Genomic DNA, 20177 nt, shown 5'->3' on the forward strand with positions numbered 1-20177 from the left:
TACGACCGGGCATCCGTCGGATGGTCACCAAATTCCCGTACGCATGCCGAAAACAACATAAGATGTAGAGATCGCACGCCTGGAATCGGAGAACAAATGCCACCCCGAATTGCGTGGTACACCGAATGCGTCCTCCCAGCCTCGGAGACCTTCGTTGCCAACCAACTCAAGGCGCTCAGTGACGTGGAATCCATCCTCTTCGGAATCAGCACGGTACCCGGCATCGAGGTACCTGCCCGAACATTCATCCTCGACCGGGACCGTACGCTCGGCTCGCTGGAGAAGCGGACCTGGAGCGCATTCCGCAGCGCTCCCAGGTTTTCCGCGGCTATCCAGGATTTTGCACCCGACTTGCTGATCGCACACCATTTGCAACATGCCTGGCGTATCGCGCGGCTCGCCAAGAAGTGCAGAATCCCTCTGGTTGTCGTGTGTCACGGATCGGACATCCTGGAAATGTCGGCCGGTGAATCGCTCAGATATAGAGGGATGCGGCAGCTCGCCGACAACTGGGACAAGCTCACTGATATGGTGCGACTCTTTCTGCCGGTATCCCACTTCCTCGGCAGCCGCCTTCTCGCGGCGGGCGTTCCCGGGTCTCGCGTCGTTCCTCACTACCTGGGCGTTCCTCTTCCCGACGGCCAGAATCTCGGGAGCCCGACCGAGGGATCGGACGTCCTCTTCGTGGGGAGGCTGGTCGAGAACAAGGGCTGTCACCTGTTGCTCGAGGCGCTGGGGGAAGTCGGGCGACGCCGTCCAGTCACCGCGACCGTGATCGGGGACGGACCCCAAAGATGTCGCTTGCAGAGCGAGGCCGCCGACCTGCCGTCCGGCGTCACCGTCCGGTTCCTAGGAAGCCTGCCGCACCAATCCGTCCGCCGGTTGATGAGGGAGAGCCGCGTGGTCTGCGTCCCCAGCGTCGAGGTGGCCTCTGGAGCCTCTGAAGGCCTCGGGCTCGTGGCCTGTGAAGCGGCGGCGCACGCCCGGCCGGTGGTCGTTTTCGACACAGGCGGGCTGCCGGAAACCGTCGTGCACGGGAAGACGGGGGTGCTTGTCCCGCAGCGCGACACCGCCGCACTGGCCGACGCACTCGAGTACGTACTCACCGATGACGTTGGGGCAGAGGCGATGGGTCGGGCTGCTCGGCAGTTGGCCGAAACGAAGTTCGACCTGACGCTCCAGGGAAAGCGGCTGCGCGAAACACTGTCCCGGCACGGGCTTCTGGGTCCAGCGTGAAACCTGGTGAATCCGGAAGGGTCATGTATGGAGGTCATGCAAACTCTTCAGGCGCCGGTGCGCGTAGAAGGCACTGGGGACGAGCACCACGGACAACTGCGTGATGACTGTCGCCCAGAGAGGACCTGGAAGACCCCACCGATTGACCGCCTGGATCGACACCATCAGGTTCAGCACTGCCATGGAGACACCGAGCCAGAGCTGTACCCGGAGGACCCCCAGCGCGCGAAGCAGAATGTTCACGACATAACTCGCGCACATGACCAGCACATTGCAGGCGAGGACCACCCTCAGTCCCAGTGAGGGTGAGGCAACTTCGTCCCCGACCCACATCCGCAGCATTGCGGGCGTCGCGACAACGAGCAGGACGACGACCAGCGCCGTGATCATGAGGGTGCCCCCCATGCATCGCGTGTAAGCGCTTCTGACCCAGCCGTGATCGTCCTTTGCGAGCGCATCACGATAAGCCGTCCACAAGGGCGTCGTGAAAATAGACACAAAGACCGATACCATGGAAAAGATATTGAAAGCAAGGGAAAAGTCAGGCACGCGCTCCGCACCCAGGTAGTGACCGATGACAAATCCGTCCGTGCGAAACGCGATGAAACCGGTCACGTTCAGAACGAAGAATTGAACGCCATCCTGGAAGAGGCCCCTGGAGGTCGCTGCGTCGACATGACGAAGGCGGGGCCGGATTTCTGGTGCGGAGCGTCCGAACAAATAGATGGTGCTCGTTGCACCGGCAGTCAGAGTGGTGATCAGGTACGCGGCGAAGAGCCAACGGATGTCATACCTGAGACTCGCGACGGCCAGAAGGGACACCCCCTGCAGGGCGATGCCACTCATGGCATGGATTGCCATGACGTGGCCACGCTGAAGGGCCTGGTACACACAACCCGCCACGGTCAGGGGAAGGTTCAAGGCGGCCGCAGCAGCGAGAGCGAACACCATCCGGCGCACCAGCGCGCCGGAGACTCGGTCCTCGACACCGAGAACGTGGGCCCAGTCGAGTGCCATGACGAGAACACCCGAGAGCGCCAACATGAGGAGGCCGGCACCGCACAGCATCAGGAAACCCGTGCTCACCAGACGCTTCACGGCAGCCAAGTCATCGTCCGCGCGAGCCGCCGTCACCTGTCCGACGACTGCGAGGCCGACGCCGAAATCCACAAGTCCCAGCAGCCCCATGGCAGCGGTCAGATTGATCCACAGACCGAACTCACCGGGTCCGAGGCTGCCGGCCACGACGGGCACGAACGCAAAGCCGGCCACTATCGACAACGCACGTGCCAACGTTGCGGCGGTCCCGGCCGTGATAACTCCCCGCCACCGGCCGATCGGCTCCGACACGAGCAGTCGGCTTCGCCCGGAGTAGGATTCTTCCGCATACGGCGGCGCGGGCGTTCCGTGGATTGGTCGAGCCTTCACCACTCGCTCCTTCCTCAACGAGATGTGCGACGGAAGAACGCTCTTGCCCTCGGATCTTCCTGAGTCTTCGGGTACGCGCGTCTGCAATTCACCCGAGTTCTGCGATGACGCTTCGGATCCCAGGATGCCGTGATGAAGCTGATGCATCGCCGGATGCCGTCGCCGGCTTCATCCCTTCGCCCAGGACATAGAAACCCGCAATTCTGCTACAAACTCATTTAAGGTGACGGCTCCCGCGATCGCGCGCCGCTCCGTCGAACTTCGACGAAATTAGATCATTGTTCTCCGGGGGGCGCAGTATGCTGCATCGCAAGCCATTGTCGACCGACAGATCAGGGAAACCATGACCATCACCGAGGCGATGAAGAAAAACCTGCAGGAGATGCCGGTCGCGGGCTCAGTGGCCGCCATGATTTCAAGAGTTGTCACCAGACATCGCTTCCCGGGGTCGGGGGGCTACTGGGAGCGGCGTTACGCGGAAGGGGGCACATCCGGCCATGGCTCCGAGGGAGCGCTGGCCCAGTTCAAGGCGGAATTTCTGAATGCCTTCGTCAAAGAGAACGGCGTTTCCTGTCTCATCGAGTTCGGATGTGGCGACGGACGACAGTTGCAGCTCGCCGAATACCCGCGGTATCTAGGCTTCGACGTCTCAGGGGCGGGTCTGCAGCAGGCCACGGCCCGGTTCTCCGACGATGCCACCAAGAGCTTCCTCAGGTACGATCCGCGCGGCTTCAAGGACGGGGCACGTTTCCTGACGGCGGATCTGTCGCTCTCGCTCGATGTCATCTACCACTTGGTGGAAGACGAGGTTTATCTGCTGCACCTCAAACACCTTTTCGGGGTATCCGACCGGTTCGTCGTTCTCTACACGAGCGATTCGAGTAGCCTCAATGTCAACGAATACGTTCCCCCGCATGTGCGACACCGCCCTGTAGTACGGGACATCGAGAACGAGTTCCCAGGATGGCGCCTACGGGAACGGGTGAAGAACCCCTACCCGCATGCCACCGGGGACAGTAGGTTCACCTCCTTCGCCGACTTCTACATCTACGAGGCCATCTGAAGGACCTCCCGTGGACACATGGACGTCGATGTGCACCGACGTCCGGTTCCACCGAGCGACTCGCGGGCCCCTCCCATCGCTTTTAGGTGGACTGCCTAGGCGTCATTTGCACCCATAGGTGCCAGCCCAGAAGCCTTTCACCTGGGAACCCACGTACCGGGAAGGGAGGGGCGTGCATGAACCATTTTTCGGCTTGGACCACGGAGAACGCCGAGAAGTCGGCGCGAACTCTTGGAAGGTCATAAACCCGTGAGTACGGATTGTTGGGGCCGTCCGTATTTCGGTGAATGAACTCGGCCAAAGGCAGGTATGCGAACAGGCCGCGCCGCCTGGCGTTCTCCAGATGAGCGCCCATAAGCCCGTCGGGCTGCCGGACCACGCCCGCCCGGACCAGGGGGTACGCCACCAGGAGTGCGGCACGACGCAACAAGCCGATGGAGACCAGGTAGTTCAAGGACCAACGCGCGTACAACATGACCACGAGCTTCCCGCCCGGCTTGAGGACCCGTTTGATCTCGCGCTGAGCACGGTCGATGTCCGGCACGTGATGGAGCACACCGTGGCTGAAGACGACGTCGAAGGACTCGTCCGGGAACGGCAGGTCGAGAACGCTGGCCTGGTGCAGCCCGTCGTACGGTAGTTCGCGCAGGGCGAGCCGGGTTCTCGTTCTCCTGACCGCAGTCCCGGTCAGATCGACGCCCGTCCACCGGGCACCTCGCCGGATCAACTGCTCGGCCTCCGAGCCCTGCCCGAGCCCGATCTCCAGAAGGCGCCGACCGGAGACATCGAGGCTGTCCAGACGAGCCGGAATATGGTGTTCGAGCCGGTACTTCGCGGCGTCGTACCGTGAGAAGAACTCCTCGTAATCGTGTGGCTCGTTTCCGCCCGGCGCTCCGAAGACGTTGTCGCCACACGGGTGGGCGGACCAGAACTCCTTGATGTCCGGCTCAAGCACGGGATTCTCCTGCCGTTTTCGCACATGTACCCATGGGGGCGCTGCGTGTGGGTGACCAGAGGGGGGTTGGGAAGCGGCGGTTCGTGGGCGGTGGCCCGAGGACCATTCATCGGGTCAGGAACCGGTGGGCACCGCCGGAGAGGTAGGCAGCGGGCGCTCAGTGCAGGGACCAGAGCCGCCAGGGGCGGGAACGAGATGGCCGGAGGCCGTGGGCGGGGAACCCCTGCTGACTTCCCGCTCCAGCGGGACTCCGATGCGTGCGTAGGCGGAAGCCAGTACCAGCCACGACGGCAGACCGATGAAGGTGACCTCCAGAGCGACGTTGGTCAGGGCGGTGATGCAGACTCCGACGGTTGCTCCGAACCAGGCTGAGGCGACCGGGTGGTGGCGTGCCCGCCACGTCCGGCGCAGGGTCGCGCCGACCAGGAGCACCAGGGCGATTCCGGCGGGCCACCCCAGGTAGTAGACGTATCCCACGAACGAGTTGTGAGGGCCCGAGCGAAGGTCGTTCAGAGGGTGGCCTTCGAACACCACGTCGATCGGACGTCCCGTCCCCGCTCCCAGAAGCGGCTCCTTCCCGGCCTCCTTCAGGGCTTCCTGCCACATCGCGAACCGGAGTTCGACGTTGTTGGCCGCTTCGCTGCCAGGATCCTGGGTGCCGGCCTCCAGCCGGGTGGCCAGACCGCCCACTACCGGGACATCCGAAAGGCGTTCCTGTGACGCGGAGTAGCTGACAACCGCTACCAGTGCCAGCGCGACGAGGGACAACGACAGGACCGGCCCTCGCCCGAGGCGCCGACCGCCGGTCCGGAGGGCGACGGCGGTCGCGGCCATGGCGGCCAGCACGGCCAGCAGCGGGCCGCGCTTGCTGGCGGCAGCCGTGAGTAGGGCCGTGCCCATCAGCGTCACGAGCAGCAGCCGACTGCGCCCGAGGCACCGCATCCCAACACCGAACGCTCCCGCGATCGCCAGATACAGTCCCGAAGCCGCGGACGTCATCGGCACGTGGAACACCACGTGCACCAGAACACCGAGGGCCGGCACGTACAGAACCCAGCGCAGTCGGATCAGTTCCTCGCCCGCCCGAGTGAGCAGCCAGGTCGCCGCAAGCCAGCCGACGACGGGATACAGGCCGAGAATCACCCCCTTGAGGGGGTCGGGATAATCCGCCGCGATTCCCCGGCACACCGCGGGGACGGTTACGACGGCCAGCAGTAGGGCGACCCGGCGGAATCCTCGCAGTCGCTCTTCCGAGAAAGCCCGGGGCGCCCAGGTGCCTGCCGCCGCAAGCAGTGCCAGAGCGGCGAGGCAGTCCATGAGATAGAACGGCGCGACACCCACCGTCGCATAGGTCCTGCCCAGTAGGAAAAGGGGCACCAGGCAGGCGGTCCACAGAAATGACGCTGCCCCGCGGACACAGACCGCCAGAAGGCCGCCACCTGCTGCGCACAGTGCTGCGAAGGCGAGCCAGAACAGCTGATCAGCGTCGCCCGGCATCATTTCCGGCACCTTCTTTCATCAATTTAGAAACAATCTTCTATCACGTCGGACGTCGGACGTGAAGTGCCTGCCCTGTAAGTTTCCATATTCAGTTTCTGCATATTCTATGAACAGTGAGAAACGGGCGTGTCACGCTGGACTCAATAATTCACACATGATGCCGTGACGGATCGGCATATCCGAGGAAATTGTTTTTGTGGTTTCCAGGGTTCTTCCGCCCTCTTCTCACTCCCCGGTCGCCAGCCCTTCCGGGTTCCGATCCAGTCCATATGGAGGGACGGAGTCATGTTCCCGATCCGCCCGAGGCGTCCACGGCGACCCTCGGCGCCGACCATCCTTGTGCTGAGGCACAGTGCGGACCTCGGCGGCATGGGCAGGGCTGCCGAGTTCTTCACCCCGGCACTCAGGCGCCTGTGTCCGATCGTGGCCGTCGTCTCCCTTTCCGCGAAACGCACGTCCGACGGCTTCGAGGCGTCCTGGCCCGCGAAGGTCGGCGCCACGGCCTCGGCCGTGGGGCGCTGCGCCAGGGTGCTGATCAGGGAATCCCCTGACGCCGTCTACCTGCCAATCGCCCAATGGGGTCTCCCCCTCCTGCGGGACGCCCTCGTCGTCGCGCTCGCCAGGGCCACCGGAAGCACTCCGGTGCTGCACCTTCACGGCGCCCAGCTGCCGGCCCGGCTCTCCGCCGCCCTGCCCCTGCGGAAGGCACTGGGAGGAGCCCACTGGATCGTCCTGAGCGAGGACGTGGCCACGGACCTGCAGGCCAGTGGCTGCCGCACGAGATCGGTGACGGTGATCCGGAACCCGGCGCCGGCCCCCGAAGCTCACGCCCGTCCCCAGCAGAACGGCGGTCCACCAACGGCATCGTGCGCTTCGCGGCCGCTGCGAGTCGGATGGCTCGGCACGATGTGCCGGGCCAAGGGCTTCGACGTCCTGTGCGATGCCGTGTACCGGGAAAAACGGCGTGACGCCGCCGTGGAGTTCTCCGTCGCCGGGATGCGACTGGACGTGCCGCGCTCCCGGATGGGCTGCGTGGACCGAGATCTCGGCGTGGTCCATCAGGCGGACGTCCCAGTGTTCTGGTCCACCGTGGACGTCTTCGTCCTTCCGGCCCGCTGGGCGGAAGGGCTCCCCTTCGTGCTGCTCGAGGCGTTGCAGGCGGGCTGCGTCGTGGCGGCGACCCGCTCCTCCGGCAGCGCGGAACTCTTCCGTCACGGGTGTGTGGACGGCATCGAGCCCACGGTCGACTCGGTCACCGGCTTCCTCGAGGCGTGCCGGACCGACCTCGACGGCGTCCGGCGCCGTCAGCAGAAGGCGTGGCATCAACTGCGACCGCTCTACGCGCCCGAGCGCGTCGAGGGGGCGTTCGCGCGGTTCTGGGAGACCGCGCCTTTCGGGCAGGGATGACGATCCGTTGGAGGCAAGGTGCACACACTGCAGGGGCCAGGGCAAGAGGGCGAGGCTATGGCGACCGGGACGGTGGGTCCCTGCCCGCCCGTGACCGTGTGCGGGCTGCCTGTTCATCCTCTGACGCTGGAGGAGTCCGTGGCCGCCGCCGAGGCACTCATCGCGGACGGCGGCCCCCACCAGCATGTCGTGCTGAACGCTGCCAAGATCGTCCAGGCGCACGACGACCCGGAACTGGCGCGGATCATCCGCTCGTGCTCGCTCGTCAACGCCGACGGGCAGTCGGTCGTGTGGGCGGGCCGCCTCCTGGGAAGTCCTCTGCCCGAGCGGGTCGCGGGCATCGACTTCATGCTGGCGCTGTGGCGCAGCGCCGCACGCAAGGGATACCGCGTGTACCTTCTGGGCGCCGAACCGGAAGCGGTCGAGGCGACCGCGCGCATCGCCGCCGGGCAGGGCGTCGAGGTCGTCGGACACCGGGACGGCTACTGGGACGAGAGCGAGGAGGCACGGGTGGTGGCGGCCGTTCGCGAGGCGCGCCCGGACATCCTGTTCCTCGCCGTGCCGAGTCCACGCAAGGAGTACTTCCTCGCCCGCCGGCAGAAGGACCTGGGCTGTGCCCTGGTGGTCGGTGTCGGCGGATCCTTCGACGTGGTGGCGGGACTCCGCAGCAGGGCGCCGCGGTGGATGCAGCGCGCCGGTCTTGAATGGTTCCACCGGCTGGTTCAGGAGCCGCGCCGCATGTTCCTGCGCTACGCGGTGGGCAACACCCGATTCGTGGCCCTCACCGCCAGGTATTGGGCGCGGCTGTCGACCGGCCGCGGGGGCGACGCGTAGGGCCGACGGCCCGCACCGGCATCGGCCGGCCATGCCGTGCAAGGCAGTTGGGACGCCGAGCGCGTTTTCCGGCTGCTGCACAGCCACAGCCGCCGGCCGCGCGGTCACCGCACCCTGCAATGCCTGACTCGCCCATCGTCGCGCCCTCGGTCGGACGAAAGTCTGAAGCGGCCCGACTTTGGTCGGTCACAGTGCTCGCGGGGAGGTGGCGGCGGGTTCGGCTGCGTAGATTTGTCGACCGTGAGTGGTGACAATCCAGCGCCTGTGCCGCGTGACGTTGCAGCGCCGAACCTGCCCGGCCGGCGCTGGCTGCTGCCGTCGGCCGTGGCCGCGGAACTCGACCCCGACGCCGAGCGGGCGGGGCCCTCCGGGCGGCCGCGGCGCACCGTGCGTGACTGGGTCGTGGACTTCGGCTGCTTCCTGCTGGCCGTCGCCATCGGCCTCGCAGCCGCGAACACCGTGACCGACGATCCGAACATCCCGCACGCCTACGCCGTCGCCGACCAGCTGATCGGCGCGCTCGCCTGTGCGGCGGTCTGGCTGCGCCGACGGTGGCCGCTGGGGTTCGCCGTCGCCATGATCCCGGTCGGGCTGGTCTCCAACACGGCGGGCGGTGCGGGTCTGGTCGCCCTCTTCACCCTCGCCGTGCACCGGCCCTTCCGATACGTGGCCTGCGTCGCCGGCGTCCAGCTCGCTCTGCTCCCGGCGTTCTTCTGGCTGCGGCCCGACCCCGACCTGCCGTACCTCGCCGCCCTCGCCGTCACCGCGCTGCTCACCTCCGCGGTGGTCGGCTGGGGCATGTTCGTACGGTCCAAGCGCCAGCTCATGCTGAGTCTGCGGGACCGTGCGCGGCGGGCCGAGACCGAGGCGGCGCTGCGGGCCGAGCAGGCGCAGCGGCTCGCCCGTGAGGCGATCGCGCGCGAGATGCACGACGTGCTCGCGCACCGGCTCACGCTGCTGAGTGTGCACGCGGGAGCGCTGGAGTTCCGGCCCGACGCTCCCCGGGAGGAGGTCGCCCGGGCCGCGGGGGTCATCCGGGAGAGTGCGCACGAGGCCCTGCAGGATCTGCGCGAGATCATCGGGGTGCTGCGGGCCGGGGAATCCGACGACGCGGGGCGGCCGCAGCCGACGCTCGCGGCGCTCGACGGGCTGGTCGCCGAGTCGCGCTCCGCCGGCGCGAAGGTCGTCCTCGACAACCGTGTCGCCGACCCGGCCGACGTGCCCGCGTCCGTCGGCCGCACCGCGTACCGCATCGCCCAGGAGGGGTTGACGAACGCCCGCAAGCACGCGCCGGGAGCGGAGGTCACGGTGACGGTCCTGGGGGCCGCCGGACACGGCCTGTCCGTGACGGTCGCCAATCCCGCGCCGCCGGGGCCCGTGCCGAAGGTTCCGGGGTCCGGGCAGGGGCTGATCGGGCTGACGGAGCGGGCGACGCTGGCGGGAGGGCGGCTTGAGCACGGGGCGGTGGGGGACGGCGGGTTCCGGGTTCGGGCGTGGTTGCCGTGGGGTGGGTGAGAGTTCGAATGCCCCTTCCGGGTGCGGGTTCGTTTGCGGGCGAGTCGCGGGCGATATTCAACCCCTCCGTCGTTTGAGGAGCGGGGTCCGGGACGAAGCCCCGGGGCGGGTCCGGTAGGGGCGGCGGGGGCGATGAACCGCTGGGGAGCTGGTTGGGTGGGGTTCATGACTGCGATTCGGCTGCTGCTCGTCGACGACGACCCCTTGGTGCGAGCTGGGCTGGCTCTCATGATGGGCGGCGCCGAGGATGTCGAGATCGTCGGTGAGGCCGCCGACGGCAGTGAGGTGGAGGAACTCGTCGACCGCACCCGGCCCGTTGTCGTCCTGATGGACATCAGGATGCCGGGCGTCGACGGACTGACCGCCACCGAGCGGCTGCGTGGACGCAAGGAGGCGCCCCAGGTCGTGGTCCTGACGACGTTTCACGCCGACGAGCAGGTGTTGCGCGCGCTGCGTGCGGGCGCGGCCGGATTCGTCCTCAAGGACACACCGCCCGCGGAGATCCTGGCGGCGGTGCGCCGGGTCGCGGCGGGAGATCCGGTGCTGTCGCCCACCGTGACCCGCCAGTTGATGCGGCACGCCGCGGGTTCCTCACTCGACACCCGCAGGTCCGGCGCCCGTTCGCGGATGGCCGTCCTGAACGAGCGTGAGCGCGAGGTCGCCGTCGCGGTCGGCCGGGGCAGTTCGAACGCGGAGATCGCCGCGGAACTGTTCATGAGCGTCGCCACGGTCAAGACCCACGTCTCCCGCATCCTCGCCAAGCTCGACCTCAACAACCGAGTGCAGATCGCGTTGTTGACGTACGACGCCGGAATGCTGGAGGGGGACGGGCACTGATCGGGGCCCTCGCGCGTTCGATCGGTAACGGGAGGGGCCGTCGTGATCGATCTGGAGAAGTACGGAGCGCGGTTCAACGAGAACCCGCATCCGGTCTACGCCGAGTTACGCGCACTCGGCCCCGTGCACCGGGTGCGCCTGCCGCCGCCGGCCGCGTCCCACGAGACCTGGCTCGTCGTGGGGCACGAGGAGGCGCGGGCGGCGCTCGCCGACCCGCGGCTCGCCAAGGACGCGGACAAAATAGGGGTCACGTTCTACGACGAAGAGCTGATCGGCAAGCATCTCCTGGTCGCCGACCCGCCGCAGCACACCCGGCTACGGACGCTCGTCGCGGGCGAGTTCACCGGCCGGCGGGTCGCGGCACTGCGCCCGCGGATCCAGGAGATCACCGATGAGCTGCTCGACGCGATGCTGCCGAGCGGACGCGCCGACCTCGTCGAGTCGTTCGCCTATCCGCTCCCGCTGACCGTCATCTGCGAGCTGCTCGGGGTGCCCGAACCCGACCGGGCCGCCTTCCGGGCGCTGTCCACGGAGACGGTCGCGCCCACCAGCGCCGAGAACGAGTACCAGGCCATCGTTCAACTTGCCGCCTATCTAACCGATTTGATCGAGGACAAGCGGTGCGCGGGTCCCACGGACGACCTGCTCAGCGGTCTCGTCCGTACCACCGCGGCGGACGGTGACCGGCTCTCTCCGCAGGAGCTGCGCGGCATGGCGTTCCTGCTCCTCATCGCCGGGCACGAGACGACGGTCAACCTCATCTCCGGCGCGGTCCGGGTCCTGCTCGGCCACCCCGACCAACTCGCCGCGGTGCGCGCGGATATGACGCTGCTCGACGGCGCCATCGAGGAAACGCTGCGCTACGAGGGGCCGGTGGAGAACGCGACCTTCCGCTACGCCGCGGAGCCCCTGGACATCGGTGGCACTGCGATCGCGTCCGGGGAAGAGGTGATGATCGGCCTCACCGCGGCCGACCGTGACGGGGTGCGCTATCCGGCGCCGGACCGCTTCGACATCCGGCGCGAGACCCGCGGCCATCTCGCCTTCGGGCACGGTATCCACTACTGTCTGGGCGCGCCGCTGGCCCGGCTCGAAGCCCAAGTGGCTCTCCGCTCACTGCTGGGGCGGTGCCCGGACCTGGCGCTCGACGGACCGCCGAGCGGCTGGCTGCCCGGCATGCTGATGCGAGGCGTGCGCCGTATGCCGGTGCGCTGGTGAGCGGCCCGGTGCCGCGAGAGGAGCGTCGACCGTGCTGCGTACGGCGGATATCACCGCGGAGCTGACCGGCCTGGAGAAATCCCATCAGCTCTACTGGCGCTCCCAGTTGGAGTTCAGCCTCGACTGCTTCATCTGTGAACGGACCGGGCGGACGACGGTGTTCGAGCGCGGGGCCGAGCAGGCTCTGTGCTCCGGCAGCCGCAGCGGATTCAAGCGCCATCACACCGCCGCCAGGATCGCGGGGTTCGACACGACGAGCGGCCGGGAGCGGCTGGCGGTCCGGGCTCTGGTCGACTTCTGGTGGGCGCCTTTCACCGACACCCGGGACGGCCGGAAGGCCGCCGCGCCCACCAGCCACCCCTGGGTGCGGCTGCACCTCGCCTATCACTGCCCGGAGGCGAAGGAGTCGGGTACCGGCAGCATCCAGACCAACCTGGTCCGGCCGTACCGCCTGACGTGCAAGCACTGCGACCGGCTGCTCGGCGTCGACACGGAATCCCCGGCCGTACGGCTCCTCGGATGAGGGACGGCGCGGCCGGGGCTCGGTAGCAGGGCGCCGTGCGCGCCCCGTCTCAGTGCCGGCCGCCCAGGATCTCCGCCGGTGAGACCGGGCGGCGCTCGCGCCGGGACAGCTCGCAGGCCTCGGCGACGCGCAGCGCCTCCAGTGCCTCACGGCCGTCGCAGGGGTTGGCGCGCTCGCCGCGGACCACCTCGACGAAGGCGGCGAGCTCCGCCTCGTACGCGGGGCCGAAGCGTTCCAGGAAGCCCATCCACGGCTTGTCCGCGGGCGGCGGCCCTGCCGGTTCGGTCGAGGCGATCGGCGTACGGTCGTCCAGGCCGACGGCGATCTGGTCCAGTTCGCCGGAGAGTTCCATACGGACGTCGTAGCCCGCGCCGTTCACCCGGGTGGCGGTCGCCGTCGCGAGCATGCCGTCGTCGAAGGTGAGGACGGCCGCGCCGGTGTCGATGTCGCCCGCCTCGCGGAACATCGCGGGCCCGGCGTCGGAGCCGGTCGCGTACACCTGGACCACCTCGCGGCCGCTGACCCAGCGCAGCATGTCGAAGTCGTGGATCAGACAGTCCCGGTAGAGCCCGCCGGAGAGCGGGAGGTAGTCGGCCGGGGGCGGCGCCTGGTCCGACGTCATCGCGCGCACGGTGTGCAGCCGGCCGAGCCGGCCCGACCGCACCGCCTCGCGGGCGGCCGTGTAGCCCACGTCGAAGCGACGCTGGAAGCCCATCTGCAGAACTGTTCCGGCGGCGTCGACCTCGGCGAGGGCGGCCAGCGTGCCCGGCAGGTCGAGGGCTATGGGCTTCTCGCAGAAGACCGGGAGTCCGGAGCGGGCTGCCCGACCGATCAGTTCGGCGTGGGCCGAAGTGGCGGCGGTGATGACCACCGCGTCCACACCCCAGGTGAAGATCTCGTTCACGCTGGGCGCCGCCGTCGCGCCCAGCCGGTCCGCCAGCCGCTGAGCTCTTGTGGGGTCCGCGTCCGTGACGATGAGGGAGCCGCCGACCTCACGGTGACGGCTGAGAGTGGTCGCATGAAATGTACCGATACGACCCGCTCCGATAAGTCCGATGCGCATGGGAACAAAGTGAGGGCCGACCCGTCGTGCTGTCAATGCTTTGTCCGGACAATCGAACTTCACAACTTCCCGTCAACATCTCCCGGAGCTACGCTCGAGCCGTGGCCAAACCAGATGTGGATCCGACCGTGTCGCTCCAGCTCAGCGTCGACCGCAGCAGCCCGGTCCCGCTCTACTTCCAGCTGTCGCAGCAACTCGAGGCCGCCATCGAGCACGGAGCACTGACCCCGGGCAGCCTGCTCGGCAACGAGATCGAGCTGGCCGCTCGGCTCGGCCTGTCCCGCCCCACGGTCCGCCAGGCCATCCAGTCCCTCGTCGACAAGGGCCTGCTCGTACGACGTCGAGGCGTCGGCACCCAGGTCGTGCACAGCCAGGTCAAGCGCCCCCTCGAACTCAGCAGCCTCTACGACGACCTGGAATCGGCGGGCCAGCGCCCCGCGACCCAGGTGGTCCTCAACACCGTCGAACCGGCCTCCACCGAGGTCGCGGCCGCGCTCGGGGTGGCCGAGGGCAGCGAGGTCCACCGTGTCGAGCGGCTGCGTCTCGCGCACGGCGAACCGATGGCGTACCTCTGCAACTTCCTGCCTCCAAAGCTGCTGGAGCTCGACAGCGACCGGATGGAGGCCACCGGCCTGTACCGGCTGATGCGCGGCGCCGGCATCACGCTCCACAGCGCCCGCCAGTCCGTCGGCGCCCGCGCGGCCAGCGCGGACGAGGGCGAGCGGCTCGGCGAGCCGGCCGGGGCTCCCGTGCTCACCATGCAGCGCACCACCTTCGACGACACCGGCCGCGCCGTCGAGTTCGGGTCCCACATCTACCGCGCCTCGCGCTACTCCTTCGAGTTCCAGCTCCTCGTACGACCCTGATCCGCTGCTCGTTCTCGACGAGCCCACTGGCGCCCTCGGTGTGAAGCAGTCCGGTGTGGTCCTCAAATATGTGGCCGCCGCACGGGACGCCGGACCGGGTGTTGTGTTCATCACCCGTAATCCGCATCAGGCCACCCTGATGGGAGATCGTTTCGTCCCGCTGAAGCGCGGCACCAGGTCGGGCAGCCCACACCCGGGACGGGATCACGCTGGACGAGCCGACGCGCCGGATGGCGGGCGGAAGCGAGCCGGACGACCTGCGGCACGAGCTGGAGAACCGTGCCGTGTGAGGGGTGCGGGGCCGTGACCCGTACGGCTCCGCCGGTCGGCCGGGACCGGCCACAGACGGCCCACGGGTCACACGCGTCCCCGCGCTTCCACGGTGCGGCCCTGGTCCGGCGTAGGGCAGAATCGGCGCGATGAGCACCTACCGCGACCTCGCGCTGCCCCGAGCTCTCGGCTCCGCTCGAGCAGGGGGCACCCCCATCGGCTCCGCGCGGGCCACCGTCCTGCGGACCGTGGGGACACGCGAGCGCCGTTCCCATCTGACGGCACCCCGCGTCCCCACCGTCGGCATCGACATCGGTGGCACGAAGGTGATGGCGGGTGTCGTGGACGCCGACGGCAACATTCTGGAGAAGGTCCGCGCCGAGACGCCGGACAAGTCCAAGAGTCCCAAGGTCGTCGAGGACACCATCGTCGAACTGGTGCTGGACCTCTCCGACCGGCACGACGTGCACGCCGTCGGCATCGGCGCGGCCGGCTGGGTCGACGCCGAGCGGAACCGCATCCTGTTCGCCCCCCACCTGTCCTGGCGCAACGAGCCGCTGCGCGACCGCCTCGCCGGGCGGCTCGCGGTGCCCGTCCTGGTCGACAACGACGCCAACGCCGCCGCCTGGGCCGAGTGGCGCTTCGGCGCCGGGCGCGGCGAGGACCACCTCGTGATGATCACGCTCGGCACCGGCATCGGCGGCGCGATCCTGGAGGACGGCCAGGTCAAGCGCGGCAAGTTCGGTGTCGCCGGCGAATTCGGCCATATGCAGGTCGTGCCCGGGGGCCACCGCTGCCCGTGCGGCAACCGCGGCTGCTGGGAGCAGTACAGCTCCGGCAACGCGCTGGTCCGCGAGGCCCGCGAGCTCGCCGCGGCCGACTCCCCGGTGGCGTACGGGCTCATCGAGCACGTCAAGGGCAACATCGCCGACATCACCGGCCCGATGATCACCGAGCTGGCCCGCGAGGGCGACGCCATGTGCGTCGAACTCCTCCAGGACATCGGTCAGTGGCTCGGCGTCGGCATCGCCAACCTGGCCGCCGCCCTGGACCCCTCCTGCTTCGTCATCGGCGGCGGCGTCAGCGCGGCCGACGACCTGTTGATCGGCCCCGCCCGCGAGGCCTTCCGCCGGCACCTCACGGGCCGCGGCTACCGCCCCGAGGCACGGATCGCGCGCGCCCAGCTCGGCCCCGAGGCCGGCATGGTCGGCGCCGCCGACCTCGCGCGTCTCGTCGCCCGCCGTTTCCGGCGCGCCAAGCGGCGTCGCGTGGAGCGCTACGAGCGGTACGAGCGATACGCCGAGTCCCGTCGCACGACGCAGCAGGAGTCACGGTGACCGCCTCGCTCCCTCGTCAGGCGTCGTCTCCGGACGAGCCACGGCGTCCGCCGGAGGACCCGCGCCACAAGTTCCGCCGCCGCGCTCTGACCCTGCTGATCATCGTGCTGCTCATCGGCGTACCGGCCGGCTACCTGGTGATCTCCGCCGACCAGAGCCGCAACAGCGGCAAGGACAAGGAGGCGAAGTACTCGGCGACCGGCCTCACCGCGGGCTGGCCCTCGCGCGTCCAGCGCCGTCTCTACCAGGTGCCCATCCCCGGCAACGCCACCGACGTCGCGTACTACGAGACGAACAACTGGAAGACCAGCCGGCTGTACGTCCAGTTCAGCACCACCCAGGCAGGTCTCGACCAGTTCTTCAAGGGCGTCGGCACCACCCGCGCCGCCCTGAAGAGGGACCACATCACCATCAGCGAGCGCAACCAGAAGGTCGTCGGCTGGGAAATCACCGGCCCCGGTCCCTGGTGGGGACTCGGCCACGACCAGAAGGACCCCGCGCCCACCCAGGACATCGTCGTGAACGGTTCCGTGCCCGGCCACCCCATGGTGTACGTCGTCTCGCGCACGATCCCGTAGCCCGGCCCCGCCGGGTCCGCGCCCGGCCGGCGCGGCCGTGGGAGCCGATTGTCAGACCGCGCCCGTAGAGTCGAAGACAACTGATTCGACCGAGGGGCGGGAGGTGACCGGGCGTATGCGGAACGGGGCGGACGTGGCGACCGCGCGGGTGCCTTCCGCGGGGACGCCTTCGGCATGGGCACGTCCCGCGTCAGCGGCGGATCCCCGATCGCGGGAGCACTCCGCGCAGCCCCGTCCCGACCAGCTGCCCTCCGTGCGGCTCGCCGCCGTCTTCCTTCCCGCGCCGCTGCCCCGCGACGGACGGATCGCGTTCTGGGACCCGGAGGGCGACCCCCTGCCCACCGAGGACCACGGGGAAGACCACCGGGACGGGTCTCCGACGGGGGAGTACCCCGAACGCGCGCCGTCGGACGCACCCCGCGCGGGAGCGTCCGCGCGCGAGCACACCGAACTGACGGTCGTACGGCCGCACGGCTCGGGAGTCCGCAGGAGCATCGTCCCCGCACTGACCCTCTCCGTCGCCGAAGCCCTGCCGCTGCTGGCCGGGGCCCGGCGGAACCCCGCGGCGCATCCCGCCACCGCCTGCTGGGGAGCGGCAGCGCTGCACGCGTTGCGGCTCGTGGCCCGCGGGCGGCTGCTGCCGGGGCTCACCCCCGACGGCTTCGACTCCTGGCGCGCGGGCCCGCTGGACCAGGACGACATCGCCCACCTGAGGTCCGTCGCCGCGGCCCTTCCGTACGAAGGACACGCGGTACCACTGCCCGGCAAGGGACCGATCCGGCTGCCCGAGCCGGAAGCGCTGATGCGGTCCTTCCTGGACGCGGTCGCCGACACCCTGCCCCGCACCCCCGCCGCGCCCCACACCTCCGGCAAACCCTTCGCGGCGCGCGAGCCGCAGCGGCTGACCGGCGCCCACGACTGGGCCGCCGAGGTCGCCGCGGGCATGGACGCGGGGGTGCGGATCTCGCTGCGCCTGGACCTGTCCGCCCACCAGCTCTTCGACGACGGCGAGGGGGCGCGGCGCGCAGGCGCCGCCGTCGTCCAGGTGCACAGCCTCGCCGACCCCACCCTCGTCGCCGACGCGGCCGCGCTGTGGTCGGGGGACGCCGACACGGTGTTCGGACCCCGCGCCCGCGTCGACGCCGCCCTCGCCGTCCGTCGCGCCGCCCGGGTCTGGCCACCCCTGGACCGCCTGTCCGAACAGGACGTGCCCGATGTGCTCGCCCTCTCCGAGGAGGAGCTGTCGGATCTGCTCGGGGTCGTGGCGACGCGGCTCGGCGCGGCCGGTGTCGCCGTGCACTGGCCGCGGGATCTGGCGCACGACCTGAGCGCCGCCGCGGTGGTGCGCCCCGCGCCCGGGTCGGCGACCGACGGGACAGGATTCTTCGAGAGCGAGGAACTCCTCCAGTTCCGTTGGCAGTTGGCCCTCGGCGGAGATCCGCTCAGCGAGGCCGAGATGGACGCCCTGGCCGAGGCCCACCGGCCGGTCGTCCGGCTTCGCGACCAGTGGGTCCTGGTCGACCCGGCGCTCGTCCGCAAGGCCCGCAAGCGCGAACTGGGCCTGCTCGACCCCGTGGACGCCCTGTCCGTCGCGCTCACCGGAACCGCCGAGGTCGACGGCGAGACCGTCGAGGCGGTGCCGGTCGGCGCCCTCGCCACACTGCGCGATCGCCTCACGGCCGGCGTGACCCCCGTCGAGCCGCCGCCCGGCCTGGACGCCCGCCTGCGGGACTACCAACTGCGCGGCCTCGCCTGGCTGGACCTCATGACCTCCCTCGGCCTCGGCGGCTGCCTCGCCGACGACATGGGACTCGGCAAGACCGTCACGCTCATCGCGCTCCACCTGCGGCGGGCCCGCAGCGAGCCGACCCTGGTGATCTGCCCCGCGTCGCTCCTCGGCAACTGGCAGCGGGAGATCACCCGCTTCGCGCCCGGCGTCCCCGTGCGCCGGTTCCACGGCCCCGACCGCACCCTCGAAGGTCTCGGCGGCGGCTTCGTCCTCACCACCTACGGCACGATGCGGTCGGCCGCCGCCCACCTCGCCGACCAGCGCTGGGGCATGGTCGTCGCCGACGAGGCGCAGCACGTCAAGAACCCGTACTCCGCGACGGCGAAGGCCCTGCGGACGATCCCGGCCCCCGCGCGCGTCGCGCTCACCGGCACACCAGTGGAGAACAACCTCTCCGAACTGTGGGCACTTCTGGACTGGACGACCCCCGGACTGCTCGGCCCCCTCAAGTCCTTCCGCGCCCGGCACGCGCGCGCCGTGGAGAACGGCGAGGACGAGGAGGCGGTGGCCCGGCTGGCCCGGCTGATCCGCCCGTTCCTGCTCCGCCGCAAGAAGTCCGACCCCGGCATCGTCCCCGAGCTGCCACCCAAGACGGAGACGGACCACCCGGTCCCGCTCACCCGGGAACAGGCCTCTCTCTACGAGGCGGTGGTCCGCGAATCCATGTTGGCGATCGAGACCACCGACGGCATCGCCCGCCGGGGACTGGTCCTCAAGCTCCTGACCTCCCTCAAACAGATCTGCAACCACCCTGCCCTGTTCCTGAAGGAGGACGCGCAGGCCGTCGCGCAGGGCACCTCCGCCCGCTCGGGCAAACTGGCGCTGCTCGACGAGCTGTTGGACACCCTGCTCGCCGAGGACGGCTCCGCACTGATTTTCACGCAGTACGTGGGCATGGCCCGCCTCATCACGGCACACCTGACCGCCCGCGCCGTCCCGGTGGAGCTCCTGCACGGCGGCACACCGGTCGCCGACCGCGAACACATGGTGGACCGCTTCCAGAGCGGGGCGACCCCGGTCCTGGTGCTCTCCCTCAAAGCCGCCGGCACCGGGTTGAACCTCACGCGCGCGGGCCATGTCGTCCACTTCGACCGCTGGTGGAACCCCGCGGTCGAGGAGCAGGCCACCGACCGCGCCTACCGCATCGGCCAGACCCAGCCCGTCCAGGTCCACCGGCTCATCACCGAGGGCACGGTGGAGGACCGCATCGCCGAGATGCTCGAAGCGAAGCGGGCCCTCGCCGACGCGATCCTCGGCTCCGGCGAGGCGTCCCTGACGGAGCTGACCGACCGCGAGCTGTCGGACCTCGTGTCTCTTCGGAGGCCGACATGAGCGGGACCGAGGAAGAGGAGCCTCGTGTGGCGGAGGCCGGGGGCGGCGAACCGGCCGACGGCGCCGATCGACCTCGTCCCGTGACCGGAGACCGTCCCGCGGACGAGGCCCGTCGGGCGTTGCGCGCCGCGCGGGAGGCTGCGGCGGCCGACGAGCACTCGGGCTCGGGCTCGGGTGTGGGCGCGGGCGCGGGTGCAGGTGCGGGTGCTGAGCGGGAGGCGGCGACCGGTACGTCGTCCGTGTCGTCCACACCGTCCCCTCCCGCTCCCCCTTCCCCTTCGTCCCGGGCGCCCGAGGTGCCCAGGGCGCCCGAGGCGACACCAAGGGCGTCCGCCCCGGGATCGAGGCCGAGTGACGCGGCCCGCGAGGCCCTACGACGGGCGACCGCGGCGGCGAAGATTGCTGGTGCTGCTGCGGGGGCCGGTG

The 20177-nt window shown here is 69.4% G+C and carries 16 protein-coding genes and 1 pseudogene; 13 read left to right on the forward strand and 4 right to left on the reverse strand.

The window, feature by feature from the left end; genetic code table 11:
* Positions 1–183 precede the first annotated feature (183 nt).
* On the forward strand, positions 184–1236 hold the full coding sequence (locus tag ACZ4N5_RS06600; protein ID WP_467756007.1) for a glycosyltransferase: 1053 nt from the start codon (positions 184–186) through the stop codon (positions 1234–1236).
* A gap of 21 nt (positions 1237–1257) precedes the next feature.
* On the opposite strand, the gene ACZ4N5_RS06605 is transcribed toward ACZ4N5_RS06600, so the two are convergent.
* Positions 1258–2664 (reverse strand): lipopolysaccharide biosynthesis protein, encoded by a 1407-nt coding sequence (locus ACZ4N5_RS06605; protein WP_467756008.1) that lies wholly within the window; start codon positions 2662–2664, stop codon positions 1258–1260.
* A gap of 343 nt (positions 2665–3007) precedes the next feature.
* Between ACZ4N5_RS06605 and ACZ4N5_RS06610 the strand changes: the two genes are divergently transcribed.
* Positions 3008–3727, forward strand: coding sequence for a methyltransferase domain-containing protein (locus ACZ4N5_RS06610; RefSeq protein WP_467756009.1), 720 nt, complete (start codon positions 3008–3010; stop codon positions 3725–3727).
* 82 nt (positions 3728–3809) lie between these two features.
* Here ACZ4N5_RS06610 and ACZ4N5_RS06615 read toward each other — a convergent pair whose 3' ends face one another.
* Both ACZ4N5_RS06615 and ACZ4N5_RS06620 read right to left on the reverse strand, forming a co-directional pair.
* Positions 3810–4682, reverse strand: a complete 873-nt coding sequence (locus tag ACZ4N5_RS06615) for a class I SAM-dependent methyltransferase (protein ID WP_467756010.1) — start codon at positions 4680–4682, stop codon at positions 3810–3812.
* 114 nt (positions 4683–4796) lie between these two features.
* Complete coding sequence (locus ACZ4N5_RS06620) at positions 4797–6059, reverse strand: O-antigen ligase family protein (protein ID WP_467756011.1); 1263 nt, start codon at positions 6057–6059, stop codon at positions 4797–4799.
* A gap of 462 nt (positions 6060–6521) precedes the next feature.
* Between ACZ4N5_RS06620 and ACZ4N5_RS06625 the strand changes: the two genes are divergently transcribed.
* From ACZ4N5_RS06625 to ACZ4N5_RS06650, 6 genes are all read left to right on the forward strand, one after another.
* A complete protein-coding gene (locus ACZ4N5_RS06625; RefSeq protein WP_467756012.1) occupies positions 6522–7589 on the forward strand; it encodes a glycosyltransferase family 4 protein in 1068 nt (355 codons plus the stop codon).
* 138 nt (positions 7590–7727) lie between these two features.
* The gene (locus tag ACZ4N5_RS06630) at positions 7728–8423 is read left to right on the forward strand and encodes a WecB/TagA/CpsF family glycosyltransferase (protein WP_467756013.1); all 696 of its coding nucleotides are present in this window, start codon (positions 7728–7730) and stop codon (positions 8421–8423) included.
* Between the two features lie 264 nt (positions 8424–8687).
* The gene (locus ACZ4N5_RS06635; RefSeq protein ID WP_467756014.1) at positions 8688–9938 is read left to right on the forward strand and encodes a sensor histidine kinase; all 1251 of its coding nucleotides are present in this window, start codon (positions 8688–8690) and stop codon (positions 9936–9938) included.
* 165 nt (positions 9939–10103) lie between these two features.
* On the forward strand, positions 10104–10775 hold the full coding sequence (locus ACZ4N5_RS06640; protein WP_467756015.1) for a response regulator transcription factor: 672 nt from the start codon (positions 10104–10106) through the stop codon (positions 10773–10775).
* Positions 10776–10817: 42 nt separating this feature from the next.
* Positions 10818–11993 (forward strand): cytochrome P450 family protein, encoded by a 1176-nt coding sequence (locus ACZ4N5_RS06645; RefSeq protein ID WP_467756016.1) that lies wholly within the window; start codon positions 10818–10820, stop codon positions 11991–11993.
* A gap of 31 nt (positions 11994–12024) precedes the next feature.
* Positions 12025–12516: a hypothetical protein gene (locus ACZ4N5_RS06650; RefSeq protein WP_467756017.1), complete on the forward strand. Its 492-nt coding sequence runs from the start codon at positions 12025–12027 to the stop codon at positions 12514–12516.
* Between the two features lie 49 nt (positions 12517–12565).
* Here the strand turns inward: ACZ4N5_RS06650 and ACZ4N5_RS06655 are convergent, their stop codons facing one another.
* Positions 12566–13579, reverse strand: coding sequence for a Gfo/Idh/MocA family protein (locus tag ACZ4N5_RS06655; RefSeq protein WP_467756018.1), 1014 nt, complete (start codon positions 13577–13579; stop codon positions 12566–12568).
* Positions 13580–13707: 128 nt separating this feature from the next.
* Here ACZ4N5_RS06655 and ACZ4N5_RS06660 point away from each other — a divergent pair, with 128 nt between their 5' ends.
* The 5 genes and pseudogenes from ACZ4N5_RS06660 to ACZ4N5_RS06680 all read left to right on the forward strand — a co-directional run bounded on the left by ACZ4N5_RS06660 (position 13708) and on the right by ACZ4N5_RS06680 (position 19751).
* On the forward strand, positions 13708–14445 hold the full coding sequence (locus ACZ4N5_RS06660) for a GntR family transcriptional regulator (RefSeq protein WP_261704626.1): 738 nt from the start codon (positions 13708–13710) through the stop codon (positions 14443–14445).
* A 4-nt stretch (positions 14446–14449) separates the two neighbouring features.
* Positions 14450–14735: pseudogene (locus tag ACZ4N5_RS06665) on the forward strand (P-loop NTPase family protein); the annotation flags it as partial.
* A 129-nt stretch (positions 14736–14864) separates the two neighbouring features.
* Positions 14865–16052 carry an ROK family glucokinase gene (locus ACZ4N5_RS06670; RefSeq protein ID WP_467756019.1) on the forward strand — a complete coding sequence of 396 codons (1188 nt, stop codon included), beginning with the start codon at positions 14865–14867 and terminating at the stop codon, positions 16050–16052.
* Positions 16049–16630: a sugar kinase gene (locus tag ACZ4N5_RS06675; protein WP_467756020.1), complete on the forward strand. Its 582-nt coding sequence runs from the start codon at positions 16049–16051 to the stop codon at positions 16628–16630. Before ACZ4N5_RS06670 ends, ACZ4N5_RS06675 begins: the two co-directional genes overlap by 4 nt.
* Before the next feature lie 244 nt (positions 16631–16874).
* Positions 16875–19751 carry a DEAD/DEAH box helicase gene (locus ACZ4N5_RS06680; protein WP_467756297.1) on the forward strand — a complete coding sequence of 959 codons (2877 nt, stop codon included), beginning with the start codon at positions 16875–16877 and terminating at the stop codon, positions 19749–19751.
* Positions 19752–20177 lie beyond the last annotated feature (426 nt).

This window comes from Streptomyces sp. NPDC026500 (assembly GCF_055567635.1).